Genomic DNA, 20425 nt, shown 5'->3' on the forward strand with positions numbered 1-20425 from the left:
CGGGGGACTAAACCCTACTCCCCGCGGCGAACCGGAACCGATCGATGCGGCGACAGCTATAAGTCGGTGTGTAAAGTGTCCTTTACTGTAAAGCGAGCTTTACAGCTCGCGTCCCCATCCATGACGACGACACACGCCATCCACGACGGACCGACACGGAACCGCCTCGCGTACGTCGCCGTGTGGGCGACCGCGACGCTCGCGTACGTTGCACTGCTCACCCTCGGCCGCGAGATCGCCGCGGCCGGCGCGTTCGTCCTCCTCGCGGCCGTCGCCGTCGGCTACCGACGATTCGCCGGCGTGCGGTTCGACGAGCGCGACACGGACGTGCTCGAAACCGCCTCGGGGTACACGATACGGGTGCTCGGGCTGACATCGGCGGTCGTGTTCCCGGCGCTCGTGCTCGCCTCGGGGCTGGGATACTTCACGTGGACCGCCTTCGCCGCCGGCGTCGCGACCACCGTCGCGGCGGTGTTCCTGCTGTGGGTCGCGGCGGTCGCGGTCGTGAGGGCCGGACGATGACCGGGACCGAGGTCGGCTCCCAGAGCGGCTCGGGAGGGACCCCGACCGTCTCCACCCGGCGGCGCTACCGTCGGCTGCTGTTCGGTTCGGTCGGCGTCGGGGTGATCGCGAACGTCGCGCTCAGGCTCCTCTCGTACCCCGTCGCGGCCGAGGCGGCCTACTGGGTCGGGATCCTCGGCTTCCTCGCGGTGTGGCAGTTCAGCCCCGTGACGCTGTTCGACGAACGCGACGCCGAACTGGAGCGCCGAGCGAGCACGGTCACGCTGGTCGTGGCCGCGGTCGTCCTCGTCCTCGGCGCCTCCGGCGCGCGAACGTTGAGCGCGCTGAACCTCTACGACGCGCCGCCGTTCCTCAGCGGCGTGCTGTACGGCTACGTCGGGTTGTTCGTCGTGTTCGCGGTCGCCTACGGGTGGATGAGCAGGACACGATGAACAACGACGTACGCGCCCGGCGCGAGGAGCACGGGCTGAGCCAGGCGGGCCTGGCCGAGGCGGTCGGCGTCACCCGCCAGACGATCAACAGCATCGAACGCGGGCGCTACGACCCGTCGCTGGAGCTCGCGTTCGCGCTCGCGGACTTCTTCGAGTGCCGGATCGAGGACCTGTTCCACCCGGACGGCGCCGACGCGACGTGAGGCGGTCGCCACAAAGCCCATCGTCGACCGCCGACGACCGCCACCCGTGAATCGGTCCACCGCCCTCGCCGCCCTCCGCCTCGGAACCGTCGCCGTCGGTCTCGCCGGCTTCGTGGCCGTCGCGGTGTTCGTCTTCGACCTCCCGCCGCCGCCCGAGACCGGCGACGGGCTCCCCGCGGCGTTCGGCTTCGCGATCGCGTTGCTCGGGACCGCCGTCGCCGGCGTCGTCACCGTCGTCGGCTACGGGCTCCCCGCCGGCGAGGGGCGCCTCCGTGTCGGCCCCCTCGCCGACCGCCCGAGCACAGACCGGCTCGTCGCCGGCGGCGCCGCCGCCTCGGTGCTTGGTGTCGCACTCACGGTCGGCCTCGCGTTTCTCGCCTCGGGGATGGTCGCCGTCGCGGTGTGGGTCGTCGGCGCCGGGCTCCTCGTCGGCGGGCTCGTCTCGCTCGCGCTCGGCGGCCTCGCCGTCGGGGGTCGGCTCGTCGCCGACGCCGTCACGGGCGAGTGACCCAGCAGCCCGGGCCCGGGGTTGAAGCGATCGCGGGCGGTAGTCGGGGCCATGAGCGACGGTCACGATCACGGAGACGACGACCACGGACACGAGGACGGTCACCATCACGACCACGGCGGCCACGATCACGACGACGGTCACGACCACGACGCCCACAGCCACGATCACGACCACGACCATCACGCCCACGACGTCGAACAGCTCGGATACGCGGTCGTCACGGTCTCCTCGTCGCGGGGACACGAGGACGACGCCGCGGGCGACGCCATCGAGTCGGCCGTCGAGGGCGCCGGCGACGAGGTCGTCGTCCGCGAGGTCATCGCCGACGACTTCGACGGTGTGCAGGGGACCGTCGACCGCCTCGTCGACCGCGACGACGTGGACTGCGTGGTGACGACAGGCGGGACGGGCGTCACCCCGGACGACGTGACCGTCGAGGCGGTGGTTCCGCTGTTCGACAAGGAGCTTCCGGGCTTCGGCGAACTGTTCCGCGCGATGAGCCGCGAGGAGATCGGCACGATGGTCGTGGGCACGCGCGCGACCGCCGGCGTCGCCGGCGGCGTCCCCGTGTTCTGTCTCCCCGGGAGCGAGAACGCCGCGCGGCTCGGGAGCGAGGAGATCATCGTCGAGGAGGCGGGGCATCTCGCGGGGTTAGCGAGACGCGAGTGAGGGCGAAGCCCGAACGACCGTCTCGGCCACCGGCGGAGCGGTCTCGTGCCGCTCCGCCCAGAACATAGCGAGACGGGAGTAGCGAGGTCGAGCGAAGCGAGACCTCGTTGCGAACGGCGAACGGAGTGAGCCGTGAGCGGAGCAACGCAAGACCTCGTTGCGAACAGCGAGAAGACGAACCGGCGAAAGCGTCGGTGGCAGCGGATCGGGCGGTGGCAGCGGATCGGGCGGTGGCACGGCGTTCCGTTGGTTCGGCATGGAGGGCCGATCAGTCGGGAACCGATTTGTTCGGGGGCATTCAACCCTACTGGGGAGGCACGTATTACTTCACCGTCCGGTGATCTTCCCACTGTTCGGTCGGCAGTCCGGTAAGCGGAACAAACATGGGTCGGCCGTTCGTTCTTCCGGTGAATGACGACCGGCGACGCGACGGAGATCGCGGGGGTGCTCGCGAAGCGGCGCGAGGTCCTCGCGGCGCTGTGCGACGGGCCCGTGCGAAAGCGGACCCTCGTCGAACGGCTCGACGTGCCGCGGACGACGCTCGATCGCGGCGTCCGGGAGCTGGTCGACGCCGGGCTCGCCGAGGACGCCGACGGCGGCGTCCGCGCGACCGCCGTGGGGACGAACGCGCTCGACGCCCACGACCGGTACCGCGCGCGCCTCGACGGGCTCGCGCGCGGCGAACCGCTGTTCGATTCGCTGCCCGATGACACGCCGCTGGACGGGCGCTTCCTCGCCGGTGCTGCGGTCAGCCAGCCGGACCCGTGCGTCCCCGACGGCGTCGTCGAACGGCTCTTCGAGTCGGTCCGGGGCGCGGACGCGGTGTACGGCGTCGCCCCCGCGGCGCTGACGGGGCACCTCGACACCTTCGACGACGAGGCGACCGCCGGCGGCGCGGTGCCGCGGATGGTCGTCACGCCCGCCGTGTTGGATCACCTGATCGAGATCCGCGGGGAGCGGTTCGCGGCGAACCTGCGCGACGGCACGTTCGAGTTCTTCTGCGATTCGGTGGAGATCACCTTCGGGCTCTGGATCGCCGCGCACGACGACGGCGACGACGAGGCCGGCGTCGTCGTCTACACCGATACCGGCGTCGGCGGCGTCGCGGTCAACGACGATCCGGCGGCCGTTGACTGGGCCCGCGAGCGATTCGAGCGCGCTCGGGACGGCGCCGAGCGGGTGACGCCCGAGACGGTTCGAAACGGCCGAGACGGCGTGGCGGCCAACGTCGAAGGCGCCGAGTGAGTCGCGGACCGCGAGCGGCGACGGCGACCCACGCGAGCGCGCCACACACCGCGGGAGACATGGACGCCTTTTTGACCGCGACGGGCCGAGTGTCGTTATGTTGCTAACGGTCTCCGGCCCGCCGGGAAGCGGGAAGAGCACCACCGCCGCCGCGCTCGCGGAGGCGTTCGACCTCGAACACGTCTCCGGGGGCGACATCTTCCGCGAACTCGCCGCCGAGCGCGACATGACGCCCGTCGAGTTCAACGAGCTCGCCGAGGACGACGACCAGATCGACCGCGACCTCGACCGCCGACTGCGCACCATCGCCGTCGAGCGCGAGGACGTGCTGTTGGAGTCGCGCCTCGCCGGCTGGCTCGCCGGCGATCACGCGGATCTGCGCATCTGGCTCGACGCGCCGTTGGACGTCCGCTGTGAGCGGATCGTCGACCGCGAGGACAAGCCGCTGGAACAGGTGATCGAGGAGACGCGCCGCCGCGAGAGCAGCGAGGCGAAACGCTACCGCGAGTACTACAACATCGACATCGACGACCTGAGCATCTACGACCTCGTGTACAACACGGCCCGCTGGTCGCCCGAGGGCATGCTCGGGATGCTCACCACGGCGATCGACTCCTACGACCCCGACACCGACGAGGGGAAGATCTCCGTCGAGGGCGTCGACTACGACTTCTGAGTATGCGCCCGGCGCCCGAGACGCGAACGGTCGACGATCTCGCCGACTTCGGCGTCGTCAACCTCGACAAGCCCGCGGGCCCGTCGGCCCACCAGGTCGCCGGCTGGGTCCGCGACGTGCTCGGCGTCGACCGCGCGGCCCACTCGGGCACGCTCGACCCGAAGGTGACGGGCTGCCTGCCGACGCTGACCGGTGACGCGACGCGGATGGCGCAGGTGTTCCTCGAGGGGGCCAAGGAGTACGTCGCCGTGTTGGAACTCCACGGCACGGCCCCGACCGACCTCGACCGCGTCGTCGACGAGTTCGAGGGCGAGGTGTATCAGAAACCGCCGCGTAAGTCCGCCGTCAAGCGAAAACTCCGGACCCGCGAGGTGTACGATCTCGACGTGCTCGACCGGACGGAACGGCAGGTGCTCCTCCGAGTTCGCTGTGAGTCGGGGACCTACATCCGGAAGCTGTGTCACGACATCGGCCTCGCGCTCGGCACCGGCGGCCACATGGGCCACCTCCGACGCACCGCGACCGACCCCTTCGACGACCGCGACCTCCACACCCTGCACGACCTCGTCGACGGCGTCGCGTTCGCGGACGGCCGGGACACCCCGGACGGGGAGCCGGACGAATCGCTGCTTCGGGACGTGCTCCGACCTGGCGAGGAGGCGCTGACGGGGCTTCCGTCGCTGACGATCGCCGATTCCGCGGCCCGCGAGGTCGCCAACGGCGCCCCAGTCTACGCACCGGGGGTCCTCGCGAGCGGCGAGGTCGGCGACGGCGCACCCGCGGCGGGCGACCTGCTCGCGTGCTACACGCCGAACGGCTCTGCCGTCTGTCTCGGGACGCTCGTCGGCGACCCGGACGCCGACGCCGGCGAGGTCGTCGAGTTGGAGCGCGTGCTGGTCTGAGTACGATCGCCGGCGGGTCACGGTCACCTGCCGGCGGCCGGACGGCGGGCGATCGCACCGACTGCCGATGCTCGGGCCTTTTTCGACCCCCGAGCCCAGCGTCCGTCATGGACGAGCCACTCACCGTCGGCACTGCGACGGCGGCACCCGGCGAGCGCGCGGACGGCTGGATCCACGCGACCGGACTCCCGACCGGCGGGAGCGAACGACTTCCAGTCACCGTGATCAACGGCGCCGACGCGGGACCGGTGCTGTGGGTCACGGGCGGCGTCCACGGCGACGAGGCCACCGGCGTCGCCGTCGCACAGGACGTCGCCGCGGCGTTCTCTGAGACGGTCGGAGACGGAACCGGGGACGGAAACGGAGTCGGGCCCCGGGACGAGGACGCGACTCTCGCAGGCGCCGTCGTTGTCGTCCCCGTCGTCAACCCCGCGGGCCTCCGACGCAACGAGCGCACCTCCTACTACGGCGGCGACGACCCGAACCGCTACTTCCCCGACACCGAGCGCGAGGACTCGCGCCCGCCCGAGACACAGGAGCGCATCGACAGCCGGCTGTTCGACGCCCTCGCCGAGTCGGCGGACCTGCTCGTCGATTGCCACACCGCACAGGTCGGGTCGATGCCGTTCACGATCAGGGACCGGGTGCTGTACGGCGAGGAGCGCACCGAGGCGGAGGCCGAGGACCTCGCCGAGGACCTGGATCGCCTCGCGACGGCGCTCGGGCTCCCGATCCTCACCGAGTACCCCGCCGAGGAGTACGTCGAGCAGTCGCTCCAGCGCTCGACGGCCGGCGCGGCGCTCAACACGGCCGGAGTTCCGGCCGTGACGGCGGAACTGGGCGGCCACAGCGTCGTCGAGGAGGACGCCAGGCGGGCCGGTGTCGCCGGAATCGTCGCCGCGGCGGTCGAGTTCGGACTGCTCGACTCCGTACCCGCGGGCGTTGCCGAGGCGGGTGCGGGCGTGCCGAACTCGCCGATCGAGTACCCGGTGCGGCGGTTCGTCGGCCCGCGCGTCGAGGAGGCGGGACTGGTCCGACACCGCGTCGCCGTCGGCGAGGCGGTCGAAGCGGGCGACGCCGTCGCCGAGGTGGTGACCCCCCACGGCGAGGTGGTCGAGAGCGTCGAGAGCGAGCACGACGGCTACGTGATCGGTCGTGCCGAGGGGGTCGCGGTCTACGAGGGGAACCCGGTCGCGAGCATGGCCGTCCGCGACGACGGGGACCTGGTGGTTCCGAGGGATCGGGACGATGCGGAGGAGTGAGCATCACCGAATCCGTGCCGTGGGATCGCACGACGACGCGGCTTCGATGAAACGAAGCGCTTAACCCCGGCGCTCGTTTCTACCCGAGTGCGGGACCGTAGGGTAGTGGTATCCTCTGCGGATGGGGTCCGTAGGACCTGAGTTCGAATCTCGGCGGTCCCATCACCTTTCTGACAACAACCATCCGGCACAGTGTAACTGCCACCAGACGGCGTCGGGGTGGGGGCTGTGACGGCCCGACTCGACTCCGACCTGGCCGATACCGGACCGACGAGTCCACGGCCGAACGATGACGGGGTTCACCGCCATCGGGGAAAACACCATACCGTCCGCGGACGACCGATCCACCGTGAATTCCACCGACAGGGTCACCGTCACGGACGTGATGTCGACACCGCTGGAGACCGTCTCGAAGGACGCGACCGTCCGGGAGGCGGCCCGGCGGATGCGCGAGGACGGGATCAACGCGCTCGTCGTGTTTACCACGCCCCGCGCGATCGTCTCCAGCACGGACGTGCTCGACGCCGTCGCCGAGGGTCGGGACGTCTCCGAACTCACGGTCGCCGACGTGATGACGACCGACGTCGAGACGGTCACCCCGGACCTCTACATGGAGGAGGTCGCACAGATGATGACCACCTACGGGATCAAACACCTCCCCGTCGTCGACGACGACTACGTCGGGATGATCTCCTCCACTGACGTGACCGCGTACCTCTCGTGACCGGGGCGGGTGCGCACCCGGCGCGTCGTGCCGGCGCGCGGTTTTAACCGGATCCGCGCCGACGTGTCACCATGGCGATCGCTCGCCACGGCGCCGGTCCCGCGGCCGCCGCCCGCGCGTACGCCTCGCAGGTCCACCCGGTGTTCATGCTCCCGCCGGTGGCGACGGCGCTGTTCGGGGCGGCCCTCGCGGGCGAGTTCGACCCCGGCGTCGCGCTCGTGTACGCCGGCGCCGCGTTCTTCGCCGTCTACACCGCCCACGTGAAGGACGGCTACGTCGACTTCCACCGCCGCGGCGAGGACGACGACCACCCGATGACCGAGCGTGGCTGTCGTCTCGGCCTCGCGGGCGCGACCGTCGGCTTTCTCGCGTGTCTCGCCGCCCTGGCGGCGGCGGCGACGCCCCTTGCGGTCGCGATCGCGGCGCCGATGTGGCTCATCGGCTACCTCCACGCCCCGCAACTCGACACCAACCCCGCGACGACGACCCTCGGCTATCCGGTCGGCATCGGCCTGTGTCTCCTCGGCGGCTACGCCGCACAGACGGGGACGCTCGCGGTCGCGCCGCTGGCGCTGTCGGCCGTGTTCGTCGTCATCCTCGCGGGCGTGAAGGTGATCGACGACGCCCAGGACTACGACTACGATCGGTCGATCGACAAGCGGACCGTCGCCGTCGCGCTCGGCCCCGACCGCGCCCGCCGGGTCGCAACCGCGGCCCTCGGGGTCGGGCTGTTCGCGGTCGTCCCGCTGACCGTCGTCGAGGTGTTGCCCCCAAGCGCGCCCGCCGCCAGCCTCGCGTTCGGCGCCGTGGCGGCCGTCGCGGTGCGGAAGGACGCGACGACGGCGACGATGCTGCTCGTTCGCGGGGCGTACCTCTTTCTCGCGGGCCTGCTCGTCGCGACCTTCTTCCGGCCGCTCGCGGCCGCGGGCGTCGCGCTCCCGGACGTGACCCTCCTCGGACCGTACACCTACCTCGCGACCGAGGCGCTGTTCGGCACGGCGGCGGCCGTGCTGCTCGTTCGTGCCGGGAGGGCGGCGCTGTGGCGGGCCACCCGCACCGTCGCCGCCGTCTACCCCGTGGCGTACGTCTGGGACTGGTACACCCTGGAGGTGGGCGTGTTCTCGATCCCGATGCGAACGAGGATCGAGCTGCTCGGGATCCCGCTGGAGGAACACCTGTTCATGCTCGTCGTGCCGGCGCTCGTGCTCGGGGTCCACGAGACGGTGAACCCGCGTCCGCGTCGGCGCTCGGCGGAGGCGACCGCCGACCGCGACGGGGACAGGGACGGGGACGCGGCCGTCGGCGACGAGGACGCGGGCCCGGACCCCGACACGGGCGGGCAGTAAGCGACCCGTCGAGGGCGCCACTCCCCGATAGCGGGCGGCGTCGGCCGCTCACTCGCCGGTACCCGGTTCCCGCCGCGTCCCCTTCACGGTCACGAGCAGCGGGAGGTCGTGACCCCGGAAGCGCCAGCGGCCCTCGTCGTCCTGGACCATCGCCTCGGAACGCTGCACCGGCGAGAACGGGTGCTCGTGGACGAACCGAACGTCGATCCCGGCGTCGACGAGCGCCGTCAGGATCTCCCCGAGCCCGTGGGTCCACTTGTGGGTGTCGCCGTCGGCCACCGGCTCGTCGGTCGAGAAGTACGGATGTTCGATCGAGATGCCGCCACGGTCGGCGGCGTCTCCGGAGCCGCCGCGGTCGTCATCGGTGTTTCCGGTGCCGTCGTCGGCGTCGTCGCCGGAATCGACGCCGGCACCGCCGCTCAGGTCGTCCGAGAGGGCGGTCGCGATCGGGTGGTGTTCCGCGAGGTGGAGGGTTCCGCCCGGCGCCAGCGACTCGGCGACGACCTCTGCCCAGCGATCCAGATCCGGCAGCCAACACAACACGCCGAAGTTGCTGACGACGGTGTCGTACCCGCCCTCCGGCGGGTCGGGGAGCGCCTCGGGAAGGTCGTACACGTTCGCGCGGACGAACGTCGCGTCGTCCGCGAGGCCCGCCGCCGCCGCGAGGTCGCGGGCCACCCGGACGCTCTCGCCGGAGATGTCCACGCCGGTGACCGTCGCTCCGGCCCGCGCCCACGACAGCGTCCGGGTGCCGATCGAACACTGCAAGTCCAGCAGCCGGTCCCCGGCCACGTCGCCCACCTCCTTGCGCTGGACCGGGAGCAGCGCCGACTCGCCGTCGAGGAACGCCTCGATCTCGGCGGTGCCGTCGGCGACCGACACCGGCTCGACCATGCGCTCCCAGTGCTCGCGGTTCGCCTCGAAGCGCGCAGACAAGTCGCGGTCGGAAGCGCCGTCGGACTCGTCGTCGCCACCGTTCATACGCCGTGGCGTCGCCGGCGCCGTACTTGGACGTTCCGCGAACGTCGTTTCTGTCCGAAGGTCGATACGACGGCCGGAACCGGGCGACGCGTCGGGACGGAGCGCCGGGTCAGTCCCGCTTCGCCTTGGGGTTCGTGACGGCACCGTTGGCCGCGCTGCCGAAGTCGCGGGCGAACTTCGCGAACACGCCGCCCGCGTACTGCGGCTCCGGCGCCTCGTACGCGTCGGCGCGGCGGTCCAGCTCCTCGTCGCTCACGTCGACCGAGAGGTTACGGTTCGGGATGTCCACCGTCACGGTGTCGCCGTCCTCGACGAGGCCGATCGGCCCGCCCTCGACGGCCTCGGGGGCGACGTGGCCGACCATCGGTCCGCGTGTCGCGCCCGAGAAGCGGCCGTCGGTGAGGAGGGCCACGTCGTCCTCGTGGCCCGCGCCGACGACGGCGGCGGTGACGCCGAGCATCTCGCGCATCCCGGGGCCGCCGCGGGGGCCCTCGTTGCGGATGACGATCACGTCGCCGGACTCGATCTCGCCCGACTGCACGTACTCCATGGCGTCCTCCTCGGCCTCGAACACGCGGGCCGGTCCCTCGTGGTGGAACGCGTCGTCGCCGGTGACCTTCAGCACCGCGCCGTCGGGCGCGAGGTTGCCCGTCAGGATCTTGATCGCCCCCTCCTCGCTGTAGGGCTCGTCGACGGTGTAGAGGAAGTCCGCCTCGATGTCGTCGTCCGCGGGGAGCTGCCCCGTCTCCTCCAGGTGTGCGATCTCCTCGGCCATCGTCCGTCCGGTCACCGTCATCGCGTCGCCGTGCATGTAGCCGCCCTCGATGAGCCGGCGGATCACGACCGGCACGCCGCCGACGGCGTCGAGGTCCTGCATGACGCGCGTGCCGCCGGGCTGGAGGTTCGCGATCTTCGGCGTGCGCCGGGAGATCTCGTCGAACTCGGTGATGTCCAGCTCGAGGTCGGCCTCGGCCGCCAGCGCGAGCAGGTGGAGCACGGCGTTGGTCGACCCGCCCATCGCCACCTGCACCGCGATGGCGTTCTCGAACGACTCCGTGCTGATGATGTCCGAGGGTCGCCGGTCCTGCTCGACGCACTCCAAGGCGAGTTCGCCCGCGTGCCGGGCCACGTCGTAGCGGCCCTCCGACTCGGCCATCGGCGACGCCGAACCCAGCGGCGCCATCCCCAGCGCCTCCGAGATGCTCGCCATCGTGTTCGCGGTGAACATCCCGCCACACGAGCCCGCGCCGGGGCAGGCGTGGCGCTCCATCTCGTCGAGCTCCTCCGCGCTCATGTCGCCCTCGGCGTAGGTGCCGACGCCCTCGAAGACGTTCTGGACGGTGATGTCGCGGCCGGCGTGCTCGCCCGGCTTGATCGACCCGCCGTACAGGAACACCGACGGGAGGTCGGTCCTGATGGAGGCCATTAGCATCCCGGGGAGATTCTTGTCGCAGCCGGCGACCGTGACGAGCGCGTCCATGCGCTCGCCGAAGGAGACGAGTTCGACGGAGTCGGCGATCACCTCGCGGCTGATGAGGCTCGCTTTCATCCCTTCGGTCCCCATCGAGATGGCGTCGGAGATGGTGACGGTGCCGAACTCGATGGGCATCCCCTCGGCGGACTCGATCCCCTCGCGGGCGGCGTCCGCCACGTCGTCGAGGTGGACGTTGCACGGCGTGATGTCGGCCGCCGGGTTCGGGATGCCGACCATCGGGGAGGAGAGGTCTTGGTCGTCGTATCCCATCGCGCGGAACATCGCGCGGTGGGGCGCGCGCTCGGCGCCCGCCGTGACCTCGCGGCTGCGGAGGGACTCGTCCTTCTCGCCGGCGAACGCGTCGGCGTCCGCGGCGTCGTCTGCCGCGTCGCCGGCGCGGTCGCGCTCGGGCGGCTCCTGCTTGCTCATACTTCGGGGTCGGCGTCCGCCCCCATAAACTGCCGTACACGAACAGATGTTGCTGTCGGGGGTGTCGTCGCTGTCGACGGTACCCCGTCCGTCGCGGGCGGCGGGGGAGACGGACGGCCGCGACTCAGCCGTCCGTTTCCGCCGGCGGCGCGGGCGCCGGTCCCGGCCCCGCCTCGTGGCGCGGCGAGTGGTGGGGCCACACGCGTCGGAGGTGCCCGCGGATCGCGCCGTCGACGAACGCCTCGTTGTCGAGGTTCGACGCGTGACCCGCGTTCGGGACGACGAGCAGGCGCGCGTGTCCCACCAGCGACGCGAGACTGCGCATCTGTCGCCGGATGAACCCGGCGTCGTGCTCGCCGTACAGCGCCAGCGTCGGCACGTCGATGGCGTCCAGGTCCACCGTCGTCCGGTGGAACGACGCCAAGGCTCGGATCACCTTCGCGAACTCCGCGGTCGACATCGTCGGCCGGCGCTCGCGGATCGCCTCGATCCGGTCGTAGTCGCCGACGACGCCCTCGCCGGAGACGCGCCGCTGGAGCCACACCATCGCCCGCTCGACGCGTTCGTAGCCGACCAGCCGCGCGGGCGGGATCGTCGCTCGGAGTAACTGCCGCTGGAGGCGCTCGCCGAGGGTGAGCGGCACCGGGCCGAACGTGTCCGCGAGGACGAGTCCCGCCAGCCCGTCGGGGTGGCGCGCGGCGTACGTCATCGCGATGCAGCCGCCCATCGACAGGCCGCAGACCACCGGCCGGTCGAGATCGAGCGCGTCGATGAGCGCCGCGAGGTCGTCGGCGAAGCGATCGATACTGTAGGTCCCGCGGTCGGAGCCGCCCGTTCGGCCGTGCCCGCGAACGTCGTACGCGACGACGGTGTACTCGTCGGCGAGCGCGTCGACCTGCGGGGCCCACTGGGTGTGATCGACGGCCGCACCGTGGACGAACACGACCGGCGGGCCGTCGCCGCGGCGCTCGTAGTACGTCTCGATGTCGTTCGTCTCCACGGTGGGCATACCCCGTCGGTACGCGCCGGGCGAGGATAGCGGTTGTTCGGCTTCCGGGAGCGCGCGAAAACGGAAGATCGCGGACGAATAGTCGGCGACTGCGCCGTCAGTCCCGGCTCAGCACTCGCTCCAGCCGCAACTCTCGCAGGTTTTGCAGCCCTCCGAGTAGTACAGCGTCATGCTGCCGCAGTCGGGACACTCGGGCGACTCGCCGTTGGCGATGAGTTCGTCGACCGCGTCCGACTGTCGCTCGGCCGCGCCGGCGTCCTCCGGTCCGGGCGCGCCCGCGTCGGCGGGTCCGGCGTCGGAGACCCCGCTCTCGGTGTCAGAGACCCCGCCCTCGACGGCGGTGCCGCCGTCGGACTCGGGGGCGGGCGCGTCGGCGTCGGCGCCGGCGCCGACCTCGTCGAGGCTCGTCTGCTCGGGGTAGCCCTTCTCCACCTCGTCGTCGAGGTAGCGGCGCATCGCCGTGCCGATCGCGTCCGGGATGGACTGGATCTGCTCGCCCTTGTCCCAGGCGATCTTCGGGCTGCGGGTACCCTGGAGCTCGTCGACGATCTCGCGCGGGTCGACGCCCGACCGCAGCGCCGTCGAGATGACCTTCGCCAGCGACTCCGTGAAGGAGTTCGTGAAGCCGCCGGAGTGGCCGATGTTGGCGAACAGCTCGAACGGCTCGCCGGTCTCGGGGTCCTCGTTGATGGTGATGTACATCTTCCCGTAGCCGGTCTCGATGAGCTGGGTGACCCCGCGCAGCGAGTCCGGCCGGGCGCGCTTCTCGGTGTAGTCGATGTGGACCGTCTTCTCGTCGGCGGCCTCCAGCAGGTCCGACACCTCCTCGTCGAGCGCGGCCTGCACGTCCTCGTTCTCGAGGAAGCCCTCGATGCCGCCGAAGACCTCGGAGATCTGCTCGACGAGCGCCTCGGCGGCCTCGCTCTCGTCGGCGAAGTCGGCGTTGTCGGCGCGCGTGGTGAGCACCTGCTTCGAGCGGGTGCCGTCGCGGTAGTAGGTGACGCCCTTGCCGCCGTGCTCGTAGATGTACTCGAAGACCTCCTGAGCGTCCTCCAGCGTGGAGTCGTTGGGCGCGTTCACCGTCTTCGAGATGGCCGAGTCGACGCCCGTCTGGCAGGCGACCTGCACGCCGGCGTGGTCCTTCGCGGTGAGGTCGCCGGTGACGACGAACAGCTCGCCGATGGCGTCCGGCACCGTCTCCAGGCCGTCGACGCCGTCGAACTCGTTGTTCGCCATCTGCTCCTGTGCCTCCTCCTTCACGGCGTCGACGTCGATGTCGTTCGCCTCCAGCGTGCGCAGGAAGTAGTCGTCGAACTCGACGAGCATCTCGTCGCCCTGCACGTCGTCGGAGACGTTCTTGTAGTAGGCGACGTTGTAGATGGGCTCGCAGCCGCCGGTGGTGTTGCCCACCATCGACGTGGTGCCCGTCGGCGCGATGGTCGTCGTGTTGTGGTTGCGGATCGGGTAGCCGTCCGCCCAGTCGTGAGGGTCCTCGCCGACGTACTGCTCGAACCAGTCGGCGTAGCGGACGGGGTCGGCGTACTTCGAGTCCGCCCAGTCGTTGAACACGCCCCGCTCCTCGGCGAGATCGTGGCTGGCGGCCTTCGACCCGTGGTTGATGTGGGTCATCAGCTCCTCGGCGATCAGGTTGCCCGTCTCGGAGCCGTAGCGGACGCCGAGCTGGATGTACAGCTGCGCGAGGCCCATGACGCCGAGGCCGATCTTGCGCATGTCGCGGACCTTCTCCTCGATCTTCGGCACCGGGAAGTCCGACATGGTGACGACGTTCTCGAGGAAGCGCGTCCCCATCTCGACGCGGTAGTCGAACTCCTCCCAGTCGATGGCGTCCTCGAGGAACGCCTCGACGGCGGCCTCCTCGCTCTCGTACTCGTCGCCGTGCTCCTCGACCCAGACGCGCCAGTCGGGCGCGTCCAGATCCGCGAGCGTCGAGAGGTTGATGTGGCCGAGGTTGCACGCCTCGTACTCCTCGAGGGGCTGCTCGCCGCAGGGGTTCGTCGCGAGGATGCGGTGGTCGGGGTGCTCCTCCACGTCGAAGCTGTGGAGCTTGTTCACCCGTTCGAGGTAGATGACGCCGGGCTCGCCGTTCTCGTGGGCGCCCTCGACGATGTGATCCCACAGGTCCGCGGCCGGCACCGACAGCTCCTCGCCGACCTCGACGTGCTCGCCGAGGCCGAACATCTCGTACAGCTCCTTCGTCTCGGGCGTCGCGACGTGGGGCTCCTCCGTGCGCGGGTTGGTGAACGTGAACTCCTCGCCGTTCTCCAGCGCCTCCATGAAGTCGTCGGTGACGCCGACGGAGATGTTGAAGTTCGAGAGGTGGCCCTCGACGGCGTTTCGGAGGTGCTTGGGCACCTTCCCGTCGTCGTCGATCAGCTCGCGCGCCTCGTCGAGCGCGTCCGCGAACGACGTGTGCGTGAAGTCGTCGGGGTCGTTCAGGCGGAGCGTGTTCGCGAGGCTGACGTCCTTGTTCTTCGCGTGGATGAACTGGATCACGTCCGGGTGCGAGACGCGCATGACGCCCATCTGGGCGCCGCGGCGGGCGCCGCCCTGCGCGATGGTCTCGCACATCTGGTCGAACGTGCGCATGAACGTGATCGGCCCGGAGGCGATGCCGCCGGTGGAGCCGACCGCGTCGCCGTACGGGCGAAGCTTCCAGAACGCGTACCCCATCCCGCCGCCGGACTGGAACACCTGCGCGGCCTCCTTGGCCGTCTGGTGGATGTCGTCGATGTCGTCGGCGGGGGAGTCGACGAAGCAGGCGGAGAGCTGCTGGAGCTCGTCGCCGGCGTTCATCAGCGTCGGCGAGTTCGGCATGAACGAGAGCCGCTCCATCAGCTCCTGGAACTCGTCGGCCGTCTCCTCGACGTGCGTGCGTACGTCGTCGGGAAGCTCGGGGACGACCGTCTCGTAGGCGAACTTGTTGACGTTGTAGACGGTCAGCTCGGTCTCGGCGTCCTCGTCGTCGGCGGTGACGCCCTTGCCGAAGACCTCCTCGGCGAGTTCGTCGCGTCGGGGGTGGCCGGGCTTGAGCTGATCGGGCGTGACGGTGACGGGCTCGTCGGCCTCGTACACGGCCTCCGCGAGCGCGACGTTGCGGCCGACGCGCTCGAACAGTTCCTCCTGCGTCTCGGTGGGCTCGCCGTCCGCGTTCTTGCGGAGGTAGCGGGCCGGGAGGATGTTGTCGTAGGCGTTGGACGTGAGCCGCTCCTCAAGCGTCTCTCCTTCCGTTCGTTTGATCGGCAGTTCGAGCTCGTCGGCGTCGAGGTCGGCGCGACTCATGCGTCGCGTCCCTCCCCGTCGGCGCCGGCGGATCGACAGACTTCGGTGTGAATATCGTGGCGTTCCATTGTGTTCTCGGACGGACGTTCGGTACCGGACCCACGCTGATAAACGGCGTGGGTTCCGGTAGGCTTGTGTTAATTCAATCCTACTTGACGTAGGCGTGCCTTACCGGTGTGAGCCTGAACGCGTCTGATCGGGTCCGTATCAGCGTTGTACGAGCAGCAGTATAAGGATGTTCAGAGCGGAGTGAAAGTGGTCAACGATCGGAGCGGACCGCGGAATCAACGGACGGAACCGGGTCGCACGATCGTGTCGGTGCACGGACGTGCGCATCGAGGGGGACTCGTGACGCGTCGGCGCTGCCGGCACGGTTCGTTCCGCTCCGCCGACATGCGGGGGAAAGGGATACCACGGTCGGGTGAGAAGGGCGGGCCATGCTCGCCGCCGAGACCCTCGCGCTCGCCGCCGCGACCGCGCTCTTTCAGCTCCCCGGACCGCTCGACTCGACGCTCGGAACCGCCTTCCTCGCGCTGGTCGGCTTCCTCGTCGTGCTGTTCGTCGGCCGGATCGTTCTCAGCATCGCCTGGCGGCTGGCGCTGATCGCGGCCTTCGCCGTCGGCGTGTTCCTCGTCGTGACGACGTACCTGGTGTGAGCGGTCGGTCGCCCCCGACCCGCCGTCGCCGACGGCGTTCGCGTCGGTCGCCTCGACCACCCCGGCCACGACCGCTGCCGACGACACGCAAGCGGTAAGCCCCCGGCGCGACCAGTCACGACCGACAGATGCTCCTCACGCTCGAAGGCCTCGACGGGAGCGGGAAGACCACCGCCTGGGAGGCCCTCCGGCCGGCGTACCCCGACGCGACGTTCACCCGCGAGCCGACCGACTCGTGGTACGGCGACGCCGTCCGGCGGTCGCTCGGCGACGACGACACCGACCCCCTGGCGGACCTGTTCTGCTTCGTCGCCGACCACGCCGACCACCTCTCGCGGGTCGTTCGGCCGGCGCTCGCCGACGGCGACCTGGTGATCTCCGACCGCTACACCGACTCGCGGTACGCCTACCAGGCCGCCACCCTGGCCGACACCGACCTCGAGCGGCCGCTCGAATACATCCGCGGCGTCCACGGCGCGTTCACCCGCGAGCCGGACGCCACCATCTACCTCGACGTGGACCCGGAGACCGCGGCCGCGCGCGCCGGCGCGACCGACAAGTACGAGCGCGTCTCGTTCCTCACGGAGGTACAGTCGAACTACGAGCGCCTGATCGACGCCGAGCCCGAGCGGTTCGTTCGCGTCGACGCCGGCCGCTCCCCGGAGGAGGTACTCGACGCCGTCGAGGACAGCGTCGAACGGCTCGTCGAGGCGCACCGCGACCGCTGATCGGACGCCACCCTCCCGGCCGTCGCCGACGCGGCCGTTGACGGCGTCGCAGCCGACCGATCCGATCGCCGGCACCGTCCGCACTTATTCGCCGCGAGCCCATTGAGAGCGTATGCGCCGCGTCGTCCTCGCGTTCGTCGTCGCCGTCGCGGTCCTCCTCGCCGGCTGCGGCGCCGGACCCGGCGACGGCGGCGCCAGAACGGTGAACCCCGCGCTCGCGAACACGCCGACCGCGTCGCCGACGCCGACGCCCGCGCCGGAGTACCCGCCCGGCGTCAACGACGACGGCGTCGACGCCCGGGTCCTCGCGGGCAACCACGACAGCGCGCTCGACCGGGTGAACTCGACGGTTCTGATCGACCGAACCGTCGTCGGGGCGAACGGGACGACGGTCTCGGCGACGGATATCCGCATCGAGTCGGCCGGTTCCCGGGTCCACTACCGCGTGAATCAAACGGGCGGCCTGCCCGCGCAGTTCGTCTCGCCGTTCCCCACCTTCGAGTTCTGGACCGACGGGAACGTGACGGTGACCCGGGCGGTCGACGCGTCCGGGAACGTCACGCTGCGGCGGATCAGCGGGCAGCCGCCGACGATCGCCGACGCGGACGACACCGGCGAGGACTCCGTGTTCGGCCGGTTCGTCGGGACGAACGCGCGCCTCGTCGGCACGACGACCGTCGACGGCGAGGAGGCGTACGTCGTCCGGGCCGACCACGACGCCCTCGACCGCCGCGGCGGGCCGCCGATGCGGGACTACCGGCTGAACGCGACCGTCACCGAGGCGGGGGTGGTGTTGGCGTACGACCTCACGTTCACCGCGACCTACGAGACCGAGGACGGCGGAACGCTCGTCGCGACGACGACCGAACGGTTCCGGACGACGGTCGGCGGGTCGGCGGCGTCGCCGCCGCCGTGGGTCCGCGACTCGAACGCGTCGACGGCCGGCGGGGCCGACACCGCCGACGGGGAGAGCGAGCCGACGGACGCCGCGTGGACGGCGTCGGGCGGCTGAGCCCTACTCCGTCGCCGGGAGGTCGTACTCGTCGGGCGGGGGAACGTACAGCAGGTCGATCGTGAACCCGAGCGTCAGCGGGACGCCCACGAACACCGCGAGGAACAGCCCCGCGGCGCCCTCGAACAGCGGCGCGGCGATGACCGTTCCCTGGATCAACCCGAGGACCAACAGCACCACCGGGGAGACGAGCATCGTGTACGTCACCCAGCCCCACTGCGTCTTCAGCCGGATGCGGAAGAAGCGCGAGAGCACCGCGACGACGAGCGTGTTCACCGCGAGCGCGACGACGGTGAGCACGAGCGCGAGCGCAGAGACCATACCCCGCCTTGGAGTCGGGCGGTCTTTGGCCTGTCGGGCGCTCCTGTCCGCTCAGGTCCGAACCCAGATCAGGGGAGACCGACGGACGTGTACCGCTTGTAGAGATAGTAGCCGAGGTACGGCACCGACAGGATCGGGAGGAGCAGCGAGACGAACGCGACCGTGAACTGCATCGCGGGGTTCGGGTTCCAACCGGCGTCGCCGCCGCGGACGTACACCGCGTCCTTGTAGACGCCGACCGGAAGCAGGAACGCCAGCGCGAGTCCCGCGAAGACCGACGACGGGACGAGCCCTCCGAACGAGAGCGCCGACAGTATCGCCGGCAGGACCACGGCGCCGACGGCCACAAGCCACCAACGGTCGCTTCCACCGCCGGTCGAACGGACCTCCTCGTGGCGGCGGTACAGGTAGTGGATCAGAACGAGCCCGGAGAACAGGAACCCGAGCACCGCGTACAGCACGGGGCTCGGCGACCAGTCGAGGTCATGGTCGCCGAGTTCGGTCGCGTCGAGATACAGGAGGACGGGGATCGCCAGCGCGACGAGCAGGCCGAAGACCCACATCGCGCCCATTCCGGCGACGAGTCCCGTCGCGGACCCGACGCCGGCCGCCTGCGCGACGAGCATCGCCAGCCCCGCGACGGCGCCCAGCACCGGGAACCCGAGGAGGATCCCCTCGAGTCCGGTATACGAACGGGAGGAAACGTCGCTCGTGCTCACAGCCATGCGTGGATACCTCCGGTCGAAGTCGAATGAACCGACATCGGGTTTCGGTCACCGACTTCATTGAAAAATACACTCCACGAGATATCGGATTAGATATTCGGTGTCGGCAACGATCCATGCGACGCGGTCACGTCTCCGACCCGTCGTCAGCCGCCGATCCGAGGTGACCGACGCCGCCGTCCCGCCGCAATTTATGCCGGATGCCGCGGCAGGTGCGGCCATGAGCGACGACGTGACGCGGATCGTCGGCGAGCGCGACCTCGACGACACCCGCTTCGACGCCGAGGACGCCCGCGCGGCCCTGCGCGACATCGTCCGGACCCGCCGGTTCGACGAGCGCGCGCTCGCCCTCCAGCGGCGCGGGTGGATGAGCGGCTACCCCCCGTTCGAGGGGCAGGAGGCCGCGCAGGTCGGCGCCGCCCACGCGATGGCGGCCGAGGACCACCTGTTCCCCACCTACCGCTCGAACGCCCTCCAGATCGCCCGCGGCGTCCCCATGAGCGACATCCTCCTGTTCAGGCGGGGCTTCCCGGAGTACCACTCCGACCACGAGATTCCAGTCTTCCCGCAGGCGGTCCCCATCGCCAGCCAGATCCCGCACGCCGCCGGCGCGGGGATGGCCGCGAGCTACGCCGACGAGGACTGGGCCGCGCTCGTGTGCTTCGGCGACGGCGCCACCAGCGAGGGCGACTTCCACGAGGGGCTGAACTTCGCGGGCGTGTTCGACGCCCCGACGGTCTTCTTCTGTGAGAACAACGGCTGGGCAATCTCGCTGCCGGAGGCGCGCCAGACCGCCAGCGAGTCGATCGCGATCAAGGCCGATGCCTACGGCATCGAGGGGGTACGGGTCGACGGCAACGACCCCCTCGCCACGCGCGCGGTCGTCGAGGACGCGCTGGCGAGCGCCCGCGACGGCGACCCGGTGCTCGTGGAGGCGCTGACGTACCGCCGGGGCGCCCACACCACCGCCGACGACCCGAGCCAGTACCGCGACGGCGACCCGGACCTGCCGGCGTGGCGCCTGCGCGACCCGCTCGACCGGTTCGCCGAGTGGTGCCGCGAGCAGGGGATCGTCGACGACGGCTTCGTCGACGAGGCCACCGAGGAGGCGAACGAGGAACTCGCCGAGGCCGTCGAGACCGCCGAATCCGTGCCCCGACCGGAGCCGGAGGAGCTGTTCGACTCGCTGTACGAGGAGTTGCCCGCGGACGTGCGACGACAGCGCGAGGCCGCACGCGCCGTCGCCGACGAACACCCTGAGACGTACGAGTTGGACCGGTAGCTCCGCGCGGTTCGGCC

At 70.7% G+C, this 20425-nt stretch carries 21 protein-coding genes and 1 tRNA gene; 16 read left to right on the forward strand and 6 right to left on the reverse strand.

The genetic code is table 11. The features are described 5' to 3' along the window. Nucleotides 1–120 precede the first annotated feature (120 nt). From K6T50_RS06630 to K6T50_RS06685, 12 genes are all read left to right on the forward strand, one after another. Entirely contained in the window at nt 121–522 is a 402-nt protein-coding gene (locus tag K6T50_RS06630) for a hypothetical protein (protein WP_222608607.1), read from the forward strand. After that, nucleotides 519–953: a DUF2178 domain-containing protein gene (locus K6T50_RS06635; protein WP_222608608.1), complete on the forward strand. Its 435-nt coding sequence runs from the start codon at nt 519–521 to the stop codon at nt 951–953. The genes K6T50_RS06630 and K6T50_RS06635 overlap by 4 nt, the downstream gene beginning before the upstream one ends. Further along, nucleotides 950–1156, forward strand: coding sequence for a helix-turn-helix transcriptional regulator (locus K6T50_RS06640; protein WP_222608609.1), 207 nt, complete (start codon nt 950–952; stop codon nt 1154–1156). Before K6T50_RS06635 ends, K6T50_RS06640 begins: the two co-directional genes overlap by 4 nt. 46 nt (nt 1157–1202) lie before the next feature. Continuing rightward, nucleotides 1203–1664: a hypothetical protein gene (locus tag K6T50_RS06645; RefSeq protein WP_222608610.1), complete on the forward strand. Its 462-nt coding sequence runs from the start codon at nt 1203–1205 to the stop codon at nt 1662–1664. Nucleotides 1665–1715: 51 nt separating this feature from the next. Next, entirely contained in the window at nt 1716–2336 is a 621-nt protein-coding gene (locus K6T50_RS06650) for a MogA/MoaB family molybdenum cofactor biosynthesis protein (protein WP_222608611.1), read from the forward strand. A gap of 411 nt (nt 2337–2747) precedes the next feature. Further along, nucleotides 2748–3581, forward strand: a complete 834-nt coding sequence (locus tag K6T50_RS06655) for a helix-turn-helix transcriptional regulator (protein WP_222608612.1) — start codon at nt 2748–2750, stop codon at nt 3579–3581. Nucleotides 3582–3678: 97 nt separating this feature from the next. Next, a complete protein-coding gene (cmk, locus tag K6T50_RS06660; RefSeq protein ID WP_222608613.1) occupies nt 3679–4257 on the forward strand; it encodes a (d)CMP kinase in 579 nt (192 codons plus the stop codon). Between the two features lie 2 nt (nt 4258–4259). Next, nucleotides 4260–5159, forward strand: coding sequence for an RNA-guided pseudouridylation complex pseudouridine synthase subunit Cbf5 (locus K6T50_RS06665; RefSeq protein WP_222608614.1), 900 nt, complete (start codon nt 4260–4262; stop codon nt 5157–5159). 107 nt (nt 5160–5266) lie between these two features. Further along, nucleotides 5267–6421: a succinylglutamate desuccinylase/aspartoacylase family protein gene (locus K6T50_RS06670; RefSeq protein ID WP_222608615.1), complete on the forward strand. Its 1155-nt coding sequence runs from the start codon at nt 5267–5269 to the stop codon at nt 6419–6421. 91 nt (nt 6422–6512) lie between these two features. Continuing rightward, nucleotides 6513–6583, forward strand: a tRNA-Pro gene (locus tag K6T50_RS06675). Between the two features lie 223 nt (nt 6584–6806). Continuing rightward, a complete protein-coding gene (locus K6T50_RS06680) occupies nt 6807–7145 on the forward strand; it encodes a CBS domain-containing protein (protein WP_425601404.1) in 339 nt (112 codons plus the stop codon). A 71-nt stretch (nt 7146–7216) separates the two neighbouring features. After that, a complete protein-coding gene (locus tag K6T50_RS06685; protein WP_222608617.1) occupies nt 7217–8491 on the forward strand; it encodes a lycopene cyclase domain-containing protein in 1275 nt (424 codons plus the stop codon). 48 nt (nt 8492–8539) lie between these two features. Here K6T50_RS06685 and K6T50_RS06690 read toward each other — a convergent pair whose 3' ends face one another. From K6T50_RS06690 to K6T50_RS06705, 4 genes are all read right to left on the reverse strand, one after another. Further along, the gene (locus tag K6T50_RS06690) at nt 8540–9472 is read right to left on the reverse strand and encodes a class I SAM-dependent methyltransferase (protein WP_222608618.1); all 933 of its coding nucleotides are present in this window, start codon (nt 9470–9472) and stop codon (nt 8540–8542) included. A 109-nt stretch (nt 9473–9581) separates the two neighbouring features. Continuing rightward, nucleotides 9582–11375 carry a dihydroxy-acid dehydratase gene (gene ilvD / locus K6T50_RS06695; RefSeq protein WP_222608619.1) on the reverse strand — a complete coding sequence of 598 codons (1794 nt, stop codon included), beginning with the start codon at nt 11373–11375 and terminating at the stop codon, nt 9582–9584. A gap of 124 nt (nt 11376–11499) precedes the next feature. Then, on the reverse strand, nt 11500–12384 hold the full coding sequence (locus K6T50_RS06700; RefSeq protein WP_222608620.1) for an alpha/beta fold hydrolase: 885 nt from the start codon (nt 12382–12384) through the stop codon (nt 11500–11502). A 108-nt stretch (nt 12385–12492) separates the two neighbouring features. After that, a complete protein-coding gene (locus tag K6T50_RS06705; RefSeq protein ID WP_222608621.1) occupies nt 12493–15684 on the reverse strand; it encodes an adenosylcobalamin-dependent ribonucleoside-diphosphate reductase in 3192 nt (1063 codons plus the stop codon). Nucleotides 15685–16121: 437 nt separating this feature from the next. On the opposite strand from K6T50_RS06705, the gene K6T50_RS06710 reads away from it, so the two are divergent. The 3 genes from K6T50_RS06710 to K6T50_RS06720 all read left to right on the forward strand — a co-directional run bounded on the left by K6T50_RS06710 (nt 16122) and on the right by K6T50_RS06720 (nt 18080). Next, on the forward strand, nt 16122–16340 hold the full coding sequence (locus tag K6T50_RS06710) for a DUF8029 family protein (RefSeq protein ID WP_222608622.1): 219 nt from the start codon (nt 16122–16124) through the stop codon (nt 16338–16340). A gap of 128 nt (nt 16341–16468) precedes the next feature. Beyond that, nucleotides 16469–17068 carry a dTMP kinase gene (tmk, locus tag K6T50_RS06715; RefSeq protein ID WP_222608623.1) on the forward strand — a complete coding sequence of 200 codons (600 nt, stop codon included), beginning with the start codon at nt 16469–16471 and terminating at the stop codon, nt 17066–17068. A gap of 112 nt (nt 17069–17180) precedes the next feature. Then, on the forward strand, nt 17181–18080 hold the full coding sequence (locus K6T50_RS06720) for a hypothetical protein (RefSeq protein ID WP_222608624.1): 900 nt from the start codon (nt 17181–17183) through the stop codon (nt 18078–18080). Between the two features lie 3 nt (nt 18081–18083). Here K6T50_RS06720 and K6T50_RS06725 read toward each other — a convergent pair whose 3' ends face one another. Then, nucleotides 18084–18401, reverse strand: a complete 318-nt coding sequence (locus K6T50_RS06725) for a DUF7991 family protein (protein ID WP_222608625.1) — start codon at nt 18399–18401, stop codon at nt 18084–18086. A gap of 68 nt (nt 18402–18469) precedes the next feature. After that, on the reverse strand, nt 18470–19126 hold the full coding sequence (locus tag K6T50_RS06730) for a hypothetical protein (protein ID WP_222608626.1): 657 nt from the start codon (nt 19124–19126) through the stop codon (nt 18470–18472). 220 nt (nt 19127–19346) lie between these two features. On the opposite strand from K6T50_RS06730, the gene K6T50_RS06735 reads away from it, so the two are divergent. Next, on the forward strand, nt 19347–20408 hold the full coding sequence (locus K6T50_RS06735) for a thiamine pyrophosphate-dependent enzyme (protein ID WP_425601400.1): 1062 nt from the start codon (nt 19347–19349) through the stop codon (nt 20406–20408). The last annotated feature ends 17 nt before the right edge of the window (nt 20409–20425 follow it).

This window comes from Halobaculum magnesiiphilum, assembly GCF_019823105.1.
Taxonomy (GTDB): domain Archaea; phylum Halobacteriota; class Halobacteria; order Halobacteriales; family Haloferacaceae; genus Halobaculum; species Halobaculum magnesiiphilum.